This window comes from Epilithonimonas lactis (genome assembly GCF_900110605.1).
GTDB lineage: Bacteria > Bacteroidota > Bacteroidia > Flavobacteriales > Weeksellaceae > Epilithonimonas > Epilithonimonas lactis.
In genome coordinates this window covers 106,078-118,471 of sequence record NZ_FOFI01000006.1, presented here as the reverse complement: position 1 = coordinate 118,471, position 12,394 = coordinate 106,078, and the positions used below count along the sequence as shown (strand labels likewise).

The following is a 12,394-nucleotide window of genomic DNA, read 5'->3' as shown; positions in this document are numbered from 1 at the left end:
GAAAAAATGAAAAATATAATGAATAGATCAATTCTTATCAAAAGATTGGTTGTCATTCCTTCTTTTGTAATTGCAGGTTTACTTGCCAATTCTTGTAGCGATGATTTTTTGGATCAGCCTGCCTACAACGTCGCCGATACCAATTCTGTCTTTGAAAGTCTTGATACCGCCGATATGTTTGTCCAAGGTTGTTACAGAGGTTTGATCCCTACCGAGATGTACTATCAGCTGGGCGCTGGAGACACCGTGATCCATTCTGCTGAAGATGGCACGACCAACAATTCCAAATACAACATTTGCAACTATCAGTATGATGCAAAGACACCAAATACTGTTACAGGCATCTATGCGGCAATGTATGCCAGCATCGAGAAGACCAACATCGCAATTGCCAGATTATCTTTGATGCCAGCAGGCGAAAAACGAAATTCCTTATTGGCAGAAGTGAAAGCCATTCGTGCATTTTGCTACTACAATCTGATCAGGGTTTATGGCGATGTTCCTGCGGTGTATATTCCTTTGGAAGATGCGGATCCAAATGACCCAAATACCTTATATCCCAAACGCTCGCCTCGAGATGGAATATATGACCGCGTCATAGCAGATATGCAGGAATCCGTTAATGATCTTCCTGTATCTGGGACAACCACAGAGCGCTTGACAAAATCCGGCGGCAATGCCTTATTGGCCAAGATTGCTTTGTATGCGGCAGGTTATTCCCTAAGATGGGATTTGAACACTGGCGCGCCTGGCACAATGTCTCGCCGTAGTGATGCTGCAAGGGTGAGAGAACTTTATCAGATCGCAGACAATGCTGCTTCTGCTGTCATTACAAGTGGAACTGCCAGTCTCGTACAGGCTCAAGGTGGCAAAAGTGGCTTCGAAGCTTTGTGGTACAACTTCTGTCAGAGGAAATTTCCCGTGACCAATACAGAAATGCTTTGGCATATCGCAGAGTACGGACCAAATACCAACTCAGCCTTCGGTGTGTATGCCATGGAGGGATCACGTGGCGGAACTTATGGTTCTAGGAAAGCACTTCAATTTGTGCTTCCAAGTTATTATCTATCATTCAACCAGGGCGATACGCGTCGCGATGTCTCTTGTACATCTTACAGTGTTTACTTCCTGAATGCAGGGGCGGCAACAGATACTTGGGTGAACGCAGGAACCACATTCTCTTGTATATTGGCAGGCAAATTCAGAATGGGATGGTGTGTGGCGCCACAAGCAGCAGATGCGCGTAATCTTAATATTCCAATTCTTAGATATTCTGATGTATTATTGATGTACGCAGAAACTCAAAACTATTTGAATGGTGGCCCTACTGCTGCAGGCACAGCTGCTTTGATGCAAGTCAGAACCAGAGCAGGCATTGGCAATTTGCAAGCACCTACTGGACAGGAAGCATTTGAGAAAGCGATCGTTCAGGAGCGAAAATGGGAATTTGCTGGAGAATTTACACTTCGTACAGATCTGATCAGGATGAACAGGTTGGCAAGTGAAATTGCAGATACCAAACAAGCAATGAAAAACCTGTCAGACCGTACTGGTGCTTACGCCAACACACCTGTTTACCGTCTTTACAAATTCCAAAAAAATGCACAGATCTACGGTGATCCGATCTTACAAGTGCCTTATATTGATCTGACAAATCCTGCTCAAATTGCACAAGTTCAGGCTGTGCCAACCACCACAGCTGGTTACGCGGCTTATCAGTCAACTTTGAGAAGTATTGCAACGGCAAATGGTCAAACTGTGGCGACGGACGACAAATTCTATCCTGCCAATATGTTCCAGGCTTACACAAGTACTTTCAATGGTAATGCAAGAAAGGCAGCAGGATTCACGGGAGGATTCAACGCTCTTCAGATCGGTGCAATTATCTATACAAAACCAACGGCATCGTCGGAAAATGGTGGGAAATATCCCGATTGGATAGAAGGCAATGGCGATGGTCTTTTCTACGGTTTTGTTCCAAATAAAACAGAATTGCTTCCATTTGCTTCCGCATCGGCAGGACATCCTATGGTAGATAATCCAAACCTGACGCAACTACCTGGATATTAATTAAATAATAATATAATTTTCAAAGTGGATTTTTCAATTGAACTCAGCATTTTATTGCTGTTTTGCAAATGTGCTGAGTTTTAATATCATTTAAATGTTAAATTAATTTTAAAAAAATTATTTGTCAGTATAGTACGGGATGCTATAGCAAATTGAACCATCTAATTTTGAGAAAAAATTTAGAAATAAAGAAAAACATGGAAAACGTAAAAACTTTCAAATACGTAGATTATTTATGGGACGAAAGCCACGCCGCATCTCTTGGAGATGATCAGGTTGCTTTGTTTTTGTACCGTTCAAACATATTAGGAGCTGATCTTAGAATTACAAATTACGGTGGCGGCAACACCAGTTGTAAAACGATTGAGAAAGATCCATTGACAAATGAAGAGGTTGAGGTAATGTGGGTGAAAGGTTCAGGTGGAGACATCGGAACTTTGACCAGAAAAGGAATCGCTGGTCTATATACAGAAAGATTGAGAAATCTTAAAAATGTTTATGGCGGTCTGGCAGACGAAGACAGAATGGTTGGTTTGTTTGACCACTGTATTTTCGATCTGGAAAGCAAAGCACCTTCAATCGATACACCACTTCACGGACTTTTACCTTTCAAACATATAGACCACCTTCACCCGGATGCCTTGATTGCTGTAGCTGCAGCTAAAGACAGTGAAGCAATTACCAAGGAAATCTGGGGCGATACAATGGGATGGGTGCCTTGGCAACGTCCTGGTTTTGATCTGGGACTTCAGTTGGAGAAATGTCTAGCTGACAATCCAGGAATCAGAGGGATTGTTTTAGGAAGCCACGGTTTGTTCACTTGGGGCGATACGTCTTATGAATCTTACATCAACAGTTTGGAAGTGATCGAAATGGCTTCTGAATATATCGCTAAAAAAATCGAAGAAAAAGGACAGGTTTTCGGCGGACAAAAAGTAGAATCTCTACCTGCTGAAGAACGTAAAAACAAAGCCGCTCAAATCATGCCTTTGCTAAGAGGTTTAGCCTCTTCTGAAAACAGAATGGTAGGTCATTTTACAGACAGCGATGTTGTTTTGGAATATATTAACAGCAATGATTTGGAACGTTTGGCTCCGCTTGGAACTTCTTGTCCGGATCACTTCTTAAGAACAAAGATTCAGCCGTTGGTTTTGACTTTAGATAAAAATGAAGACTTGTCTGATTCAAAAGCGATTTTGGAGAAATTAAATCCACTTTTCGAACAGTACAGACAAGAATACAAAGACTACTACGAGACTTGCAAACATCCAAACAGCCCTGCGATGCGTGACCCAAATCCGGTGATCATCATCTATCCAGGCGTTGGAATGTTCAGTTTCTCAAAAGATAAGCAGACAACACGTGTTGCGAACGAATTCTATGTGAATGCGATCAACGTGATGCGTGGTGCAGAAGCTATTTCGGAATACACATCTTTGCCAAGACAAGAAGCCTTCGACATCGAATATTGGTTGCTGGAAGAGGCAAAACTTCAAAGAATGCCGAAAGAAAAACCATTGTCCAGAAAAATTGCTATCGTAACAGGTGCTGGTGGTGGAATAGGACAGGCCATCGCAGACAAGATGGTAGCTGAAGGTGCAGTGGTCGTTTTCACAGACCTTAACCAAGAAGCAGCGGAAGCAGTTACGGCGAAATACAGCAAAGATCAGGCAATCGCGGTTCAATGCGACGTGACAAGTGAGCAAGGTATTGCCGATGCTTTCAAAGAAACGGTTTTAGCTTTTGGTGGAGTAGATATTTTGGTTCATTCCGCAGGTTTAGCGATTTCTAAATCACTAGAGGACACAACTACAAAAGATTGGGACCTTCTGGAAAATGTTTTGGTCAAAGGTCAGTTCTTAATCGCAAAGAGCGGAACAGAGATCATGAAAAAACAGAATCTTGGAGGTGACATCGTCAACATCGCCAGTAAGAATGGTCTTGTTGCAGGTCCAAACAACGTAGCGTACGGAACTGCGAAAGCAGCGCAACAACACATGACAAGATTATTGGCCGCAGAATTGGCCGCTGATAAGATCAGAGTGAATGTCGTGAATCCTGACGGTGTGATTGTCGGAAGCAAGATCTGGGAAGGTTCTTGGGCAGAAGGCCGTGCGAAAGCAAACGGAATTTCTGTAGAGGAATTGCCAGCATTCTACGCCAAAAGAAATTTATTGAACGAAATTATTCTTCCTGAAGACATCGCAAACGGCGTTTTTGCTTGCGTTGCGATCTTGGATAAGACCACAGGAAACATCATCAATGTAGATGGCGGAATGGCAAATGCGTTCCCAAGATAAATTTAATTTTTTAGAAGGTTTTTATTTTAATAAATTGAAGGCTTGCTTTTAATATAACCACAAAAGTAAAAAAAGACTCAAATACTATAGTTTTTGAAAATCTTTGATTTTCTTCTTATGTGTACTTTTATTTTCAGTTTTTAAACTTTAATTCCTAAGTTTTTAAATTTTAATAAAACTTTTGTGCCTTTTGTGGTTCAAAAATATTGCAAGTCTTCAGTTTTAAAATTTTAAGATATATCATGATAATAGGAAAAGATATTATTGATCAGTACAACAAAGCAGGCGTTGAAAACTTCAATTCAGATTTCGATTTTCTGCAAAATAAACTGACGAGATCAGGAGCAAACGTTGCTGAGATCGTGAACAAAATTGCCGATTTCCAGGTCGCGATTCCAAGCTGGGCCTTGGGCGCAGGCGGAACAAGATTTGGGAGATTTTCTTACGGTGGCGAACCTGCAGTTTTGGAACAAAAATTAGATGATGTTGGATTGCTTCACGCGTTGACGCATTCTGCCGGAGCGGTTTCTCTTCACATTCCATGGGACATTCCAAGCGATGTGAGTGCTTTGAAAGAAAGTGCAAAATCTCACGGACTTGTTTTCGATGCAATGAATTCCAACACTTTTCAGGATCAGCCAGATGCGAAAAAATCATATAAATTCGGTTCTCTGAATTCTGTGAATGAAGATTCCAGAGCTTACGCCGTTGAACATAACAAGGAAGTGATCAGAATTGGAAAAGAATTAGACTCCAAAAGTTTGACCGTTTGGTTAGCTGATGGCGCAAGTTTTCCAGGCCAATTGAATTTCCAAACCGCTTTATCAAACACTGAAAAAAGCTTGAAAGAGATTTACGCCGATATGCCGGAAGACTGGAAATTGTTCATTGAATACAAACCTTACGAACCAAATTTCTATTCAACAACCATCCAGGATTGGGGAACGTCTTTCATGCTGGCAAATGCTTGCGGAGAAAGAGCTTTCACGTTGGTTGATCTTGGTCACCATTTACCAAATACGAATATCGAGCAGATCGTTGCAACATTGATGTACAAAGGTAAATTAGGTGGTTTCCACTTCAACGACAGTAAATATGGCGACGATGATTTGACGGTTGGTTCCATCAAGCCTTATGCTTTGTTCTTGATCTTCAATGAATTGGTTTACGGAATTGAAAATAACAAAAACAATCCTTATCCAGCTTGGATGATCGACGCAAGTCACAACATCAAAGATCCGTTGGAAGATCTGCTACAATCGTTGGAAGCGATATTGATTGCCTATGCTCAGGCACTTTTGGTAGATCAGAAAGCTTTGAAGACTGCACAACTGAACAATGATGTGGTAGCAGCGCAGGATATTCTGCAGAATGCTTACAGAACAGATGTTCGTCCATTGTTGCAGGCTGCAAGACTACAGTCTGGTGCAGCATTGGACCCAATTGCCACTTACAGAAACCTGAAAGTAAGAGAAACTTTGATCTCCGAAAGAGGTTGGGCAAAAGCCACTGGATTGTAAGATCCAATTTAAATTTGATAATTCGAGCTTTCATGCGATCTGAAAGTTTTTATTATAACCACTCAATTTTTTTTATCATTTAAGGTGAAGTGTTTAGAACATTAGGTTTTTAATAGATTATTTTCTTAATGTCTAAACACGCCTTAATGATGATCAATTTGGCAGCATTGATTTCTGCCATCCACCTATTAACGTATTGCAAGAATGTCCAAAAAAAAGGTAACCATCGTATTTGATATTGGAAAAACCAACAAGAAGTTTTTTTTATTTGATAAAAATTACAAGGAAGTCGTTCGGGAATATACAGAATTGCCATTGACGACGGACGAAGATGGTTATCCAACAGAAGATATTGTCGCGCTTCAGAATTGGATCAAAGATAATTTCAACGCAATCCTTGACGATGAAAATTTTGATGTAAAAGCCATCAATTTTTCCACTTACGGAGCCAGTTTCGTACACTTGGACCACAAGGGAAATGTCTTAACGCCTTTGTACAATTACACCAAACCGATTGACGAAGATATTCTCGATCTGTTCTATGAAAAACACGGCGATAAACTTAAAATTGCCCGCGAAACGGCCTCGCCACAAGCAGGCATGTTGAACTCGGGACTGCAATTGTTTTGGTTGAAGTACAAGCATCCGGAAGTTTTCAGCAAGATCCGTTACAGTCTTCATTTGCCTCAATATTTATCCTATTTGTTTACCGGAATTTGCGTTTCGGAATTTACGTCAATCGGTTGTCACACCAATTTGTGGGATTATGACAAAGGCGATTACCACGATTGGGTTTACGAAGAAGAGATTGATGTTTTGATGCCACCGATTGTGCCAACTTCTGCAAGTATCAATACATCATACAGAAATAAAAAAATTAAAATCGGTGTAGGAATTCATGACAGTTCTTCCGCATTGTTGCCTTATATTTTAAGCAAAAAAAATCCGTTTTTACTATTATCAACAGGAACTTGGAGTATTTCTCTAAATCCTTTTAATGATGAAAGTCTTACGGACGAAGACATCGAAAACAATTGCCTGAATTATATGCGAATCGATGGAAAACGCGTCAAAGCTTCCCGATTTTTTATGGGAAATGAATACCGTGTTCAGGTCGAAAAACTTTGTGCCTACTACGGAAAAGAATATGGTGCTCATCGAGAAGTGGAGTTTGATCAGGAATTATATTTAAATTTAATGAAAAACAAAGCGGTCTATTTCCGTTTTGAAGGCATTATTTTGAAACGTAAATTGATCACCGAAACAGATCTCAAATCGTTCGCAACTTTCGAAGAAGCTTATCATCAATTGATGATCGAATTAATGGATCTTCAGATCCACACGATCAAAAATGCCATTGGAAATTCTGAGATCGACACGATTTACATCGACGGTGGATTTACAGATAATGACGTTTTTATGAAACTAATGTCGCATCATTTTCAGCATTATAATGTGATGTCCACGCATTCTCCGCTAGGTTCCGCACTTGGCGCATCGATGGTGATTTCCAACAAAAAAATCGACGAAACATTTCTACAACAGCATTATCAGATGAAAGTGCTTCAACCTTTGATTCTTAATTATCATTAATTAATCTTTGAAAGTTTTAGTCAAAAAACCATCAACTATCAACCAAAATCCATCAACCAATTATGTCGTTTCCATTTGATACCAATTATGCTTCGCTAGAACTTTTGATTGAAAAAGCCAAAAGTAGAATGCCTCGTTTCGCTTTCGAATATCTGGATGGTGGCTGCAACGAAAATATCAACAGAGATAGAAACACAAGCGAGCTGAGAGATGTTTTGCTTCGTCCACAATATCTTCAGGACCAATACCGTGAAGCCAATATGGAAACGGAATTGTTCGGTGTGAAATATTCTGCACCATTTGGGATTTCACCAGTTGGTTTGCAAGGTTTGATGTGGCCGAATGCACCAGAGATTTTAGCAAAAGCAGCTTTTAAACATAATATTCCTTTCATTCTAAGTACCGTTACGACCAGCAGCATCGAAAGAATCGCTGAATTGACGGAAGGAAAAGCTTGGTATCAACTTTATCATCCAAGAGAAGAATGGCTGCGCGATGATATCCTCGAGCGTTGTGAAGCTTCTGGCTATGACGTTTTGGTAGTTTTGGCCGACGTTCCGACTTTTGGTTACAGAGCCAAAGAGATCAGAAATGGTCTGGCAATGCCACCACAATTGAATCTAAGAACTGTTTCTCAAGCGATGGTAAAACCACAATGGTGTCTGGAAATGCTGAAACACGGCGTTCCAAGCTTTGCCACGATGGATAAATATATGGACAAGAATATGGGCGTAAAACAGCTCGGACAGTTCATGAATTCTACCTTTTCTGGAAGATTGAATTCAGACAGGATCAAAGCGATCCGTGACAAATGGAAAGGGAAATTGGTCATCAAAGGTGTTGCTTCTGACGAAGATGCTGCAGAATCCGTTCGTTTGGGATTTGATGGAATGATCATCTCCAACCACGGCGGAAGACAGTTGGATGCGGGAGAATCTACGATTGCCGTTGTGAAAGACATCAGTGAAAAATACAAAGGTCAGATCAAGATCATGATGGACAGCGGCGTAAGAACCGGTCCGGATGTGGCTCGCGCATTAAGTTGTGGTGCTGAGTTTACCTTTATGGGCAGAACATTTATGTACGCCGTTGGAGCTTTGGGAGATAAAGGCGGAGATCACATCATCGAAATGCTGAAAATGCAATTCCGACAAGTGATGGAGCAACTTTGCTGTAATGAAACGACGGAACTACAAAATTTTAGGGTGAAATAATTATTTTGAATTTATCAATAGGAGCGGGCTTTAGCCCGTTTTCCATTTAAGTAAGTTGCTTGGCTTTAGCCGAAATGATTGCAATAGAATTTCGTCTTATTAAAAACAAGATTTTACAAAGACTCTCTCTCAATAAATTTAAACACATTATTCACCTGCTCTTTTTTATTTTTAAGAACCATGTAAGCTGCAGATTCCGCCATCGCTTTGAAATCTGTCGTGATCACGGTAATTCCCAGCAACTCTTTCAAAGGTGTTTCGTTGTAAGAAATAATGCCGATGTCTTCGCCTAATTTCAGATTCTTTTGTCTGATCTGCTTAACCAGATTCACAAGATCACGCTCTTGGATGGTGATGAAGATATCTTTGTCCTGCAATTCCATGTCAGGATAGATGGCATCCAAAATCTCATAATCCAATTTGAATTCCTTACAAAATTTCTCAAAACCACGGACAATTCGGAAAGGGTAGGGATTGATGGATTTATCAGGATAGACCAAAATGATCTTTTCGTACTTTTTAATTTTTTCTAATCCTTCCTTCAAAGCGTTGTAGATGTCAAGCGCAAAGTCTTGAAAAACAGAGCCATACTCGCCGGAAATATTGGGTTTCGTATTGTCCAGCATGACCAATTTATTCTTCGGGATCTTCTCGATCATATCGATCACTTCTTGCGTAGAACTGGTGTGTTTGGATTGGTCATCACGGAAATGTGGCATTACGACATAATAATCAAAGCCTCCCAAATTTCGCTTCAAAGCGTTGATGAAAAGGGTCTCGTCACAATGGTAGATGTACATCTCCACATTTCCCTTGGTTCCGATGGCGTTTACAAAATAATCGTAGATCATCATTTTGTACGTGCTCGGTTTGTTGATCAAAAAGAAAATATTGATGACATCACTCTTGTTGATGCGCGAAATGTAGTAACCTTTTCCCTTTACAGACTCTATGATCTGCCGTTTCCGAAGTTCTTTGTAAGCCTTTTCTACGGTGTCTCTAGAGAGGAAACAGGCTTCACTTAGTTCATTGATAGATGGGATTTTTTCTCCAATTTTAATTTCTCCACCGTCAATTCCATTTAGGATAGAATCTACGATTTGTTTGTACTTTGGAACTCTGGAGTTTTCGTTAATATTAACTTCGAATATTTCTGACATGGCCCTGGGATAAGGATATTACTTCATTTTCATCATAATCTGATTTTTGACGATCGATTATTTTATGATAGACAAGATAGTAAATTTACAGTAATATGAATTTATTATTTTTAATTGTTAATAAGTCTATTATTTATAGGTGTTTAGCTTGTGATAAGCATAATTTGATGATGATGTGATAATAACATTTTTTGCTATGCAGAACCTAATATTAACCAAATGATAAATTATTTTGAACACAAAAAAAGCCTGCCGTTTCCGGCAGACCTCCTAACTAAAAATATGAATGTGAAATTTTTTAAGGCATCTTTTTAAAACCTTCCGCTTTTATTTTCCAGCTGCCGTCTTTCGGGAAACCTGGAAATTGTCCTGTCGAAGCATCCCAGCCTTCCAGCATCATTGCAACGGTTGTCAAAACACCGCCGTTTCCGGGAAGATAAATTCTAAGACGTTTGTCCTGGAAATTATGTCCGTTTTTCAGATAGGTATTGGTCTGAATGTTCATAAACAAAGCGTCCAAAGCTTTATTTGGAAGTCCCAGTCTCGCAGCGTTCATCGCGGTCATTGGGAAATCCCAACCCCACGTATGTTCCCAGTTCCATCTTTCCCAAACGATATCAAGGGTGTTTTTCATTATTTTTTTATCCAGTTTCGGAGATTCAGGAACCATTCCCAAGGCGCCTAAAACAGCTGGGTGGTCGGTCATCCATTTTGGGAAAGTGAAAGAATCTTTTGCTGATTCTGTCGATAAATAGACACCATCCTGAACCGGAAGGGGTGCCAGTTTATTAATCACATCATCCCATTTTTTATCTCTTGGTTGACCCAATCTTTCTTTCCACTGCTGAGCGATTTTAAGCGACCAATCCCAGTAGGCCACTTCGTAAGTCGGGTTGTAAGTATCTTTCGCAGGGAAAACTTCCTGAGCCGGAATGACGCCTTTCCCTAAGTTGTAGCGGTTTTTCTCCTTGTCATAAGTTGCAAAATCAGCCATAAAATCGGCTGTTGCAAAAATCAAATCTTTATATTTTTCTAAAACCTTTTTGTCTTTACTGTTGCGGTACAAAAGTTCGGTCATATAAATGATGTGCGGTTGTTCCCAAATCAAAAATGCAGCAACAGAGGAAGGACTTTCATTACCTTCATTGTCCGACATTTTAATCCAGCGAACACCTTTATAGCCCTGTCTTTCGGCTAATTTTTTAGCTTTATCAAACGACCTGAAATAATAATCCAGTTGCTTCTCCAAAATCTCCGGTCTTCCCCAAAGTGCAAAGTGAACACCGTGCCACCAATGCATTTCCGTATGCGGTTTTCCGTACCAGCTGTTGAATGTCAAACCCGTTTCCTGAGGCGGATTGTTCCCACCACACTGAACTTTCGTTAAATATTCTGATAAGACAACTCTTCGTTCAAGCTCATTGGCTCTCGGGTCTGTACTTCCTTCAAAATCAACAGCAGCACCGCTTTCCCAGAAGTTTTTCCAGCCAGAAGTACTTTCTTTTTCTGCATCAGCGAATAAAGTTCTGTTAGATTTCGGACTTTTAGCTGAAAATTCAACACTTAATTCTACGGTTTTGTTTTTCGAAGAAGGCTCGTAAACGAAATAATGTTTTCCGGCCTCACGAAGTTTTCCTTCCGTAAAATTCAATTGAGTATAATAATCTGTGCTTTGTAATTTGTGCTGAATCAAACCTTGCGTCGACTGTGAAGAAACAATTTTCGTGGTATGTTCATTTTCTCTTCCATAAAATGCGGCGTCATCCAAAAACTGTCCCGACGGATGTGGATATTTAGCAAAAACTTTAAGCTTTCCTTTAGCCACTAAATCAGATTCAATTTTCACCCCGATTTTATCTGAATTTTGGAAAGAAGCCGTCCATACTTTCACAGGAGTTCCTTCCAGAGAAAATTCGCTGGTGATAATTCCTGTCCACAAATCAATTTTCTGATTGACATTGGTCAGGTCTGAAATTTTTGCTTTTTGACCATCTTTTTTCGTAAGTTCAATCCCGATATTTCCCAGCTGCAAACGGTGTTGGTTCACACGGAAATATTCCACTGCACTTTTATTTCTTTCCGGTTCTTTGATTTGGACGCTGTACAAAGCTTTTCGCCCGTCATTATTGAAATCATAAGGCTTTAATGTTTCCTCAAATTTATAATTCTCTTTATTCGGAAAGCTGTTCCAGCCCCACTCAGACTGCGTGCCGAGAGAAACTCCATTTTTGTAATATTCAGGGAACGACTGCATTCCGGTAATGTCAACCGTGTAGGCAAACTTTCCGTTTCCAACCGTAAAAGTGGAAAGCGTATCTGCTTTTGTGTTGACAATATTATGTCGCTGAACGACTTTTTTCCGGTCAATTTTCTGGGCATTCACTGAAGAAAATCCCATCAGGAAAATCCCAAGATATATTGTAATTTTTTTCATTTTTCTTTTATTTCAGTAAATAAATTTGTTCAATGTTATATTTTATTCGGGGCGGCTATTGATTACCTCGAATGTTAAATTTTTTTTATGGCAGACATTTCCG

General features: G+C 40.0%; 7 protein-coding genes. 5 read left to right on the top strand and 2 right to left on the bottom strand.

Annotated elements, in window-relative coordinates; translation table 11 throughout:
* Positions 1-18: 18 nt before the first annotated feature.
* The 5 genes from BMW39_RS17740 (at position 19) to BMW39_RS17720 (ending at position 8,697) form a co-directional block, all read left to right on the top strand.
* Positions 19-2,070, top strand: coding sequence for a RagB/SusD family nutrient uptake outer membrane protein (locus BMW39_RS17740; RefSeq protein WP_034978810.1), 2,052 nt, complete (start codon positions 19-21; stop codon positions 2,068-2,070).
* Between the two features lie 197 nt (positions 2,071-2,267).
* On the top strand, positions 2,268-4,370 hold the full coding sequence (locus BMW39_RS17735) for a bifunctional rhamnulose-1-phosphate aldolase/short-chain dehydrogenase (protein ID WP_034978812.1): 2,103 nt from the start codon (positions 2,268-2,270) through the stop codon (positions 4,368-4,370).
* Positions 4,371-4,612: 242 nt separating this feature from the next.
* Positions 4,613-5,890 carry a TIM barrel protein gene (locus BMW39_RS17730; RefSeq protein WP_034978814.1) on the top strand — a complete coding sequence of 426 codons (1,278 nt, stop codon included), beginning with the start codon at positions 4,613-4,615 and terminating at the stop codon, positions 5,888-5,890.
* Between the two features lie 204 nt (positions 5,891-6,094).
* A complete protein-coding gene (locus BMW39_RS17725; protein ID WP_034978816.1) occupies positions 6,095-7,483 on the top strand; it encodes an FGGY-family carbohydrate kinase in 1,389 nt (462 codons plus the stop codon).
* Positions 7,484-7,545: 62 nt separating this feature from the next.
* Complete coding sequence (locus tag BMW39_RS17720) at positions 7,546-8,697, top strand: alpha-hydroxy acid oxidase (protein ID WP_034978818.1); 1,152 nt, start codon at positions 7,546-7,548, stop codon at positions 8,695-8,697.
* Between the two features lie 113 nt (positions 8,698-8,810).
* Here the strand turns inward: BMW39_RS17720 and BMW39_RS17715 are convergent, their stop codons facing one another.
* Positions 8,811-9,857: a GntR family transcriptional regulator gene (locus BMW39_RS17715; RefSeq protein WP_034978820.1), complete on the bottom strand. Its 1,047-nt coding sequence runs from the start codon at positions 9,855-9,857 to the stop codon at positions 8,811-8,813.
* Positions 9,858-10,155: 298 nt separating this feature from the next.
* Entirely contained in the window at positions 10,156-12,291 is a 2,136-nt protein-coding gene (locus tag BMW39_RS17710) for a hypothetical protein (protein WP_034978822.1), read from the bottom strand.
* Positions 12,292-12,394 lie beyond the last annotated feature (103 nt).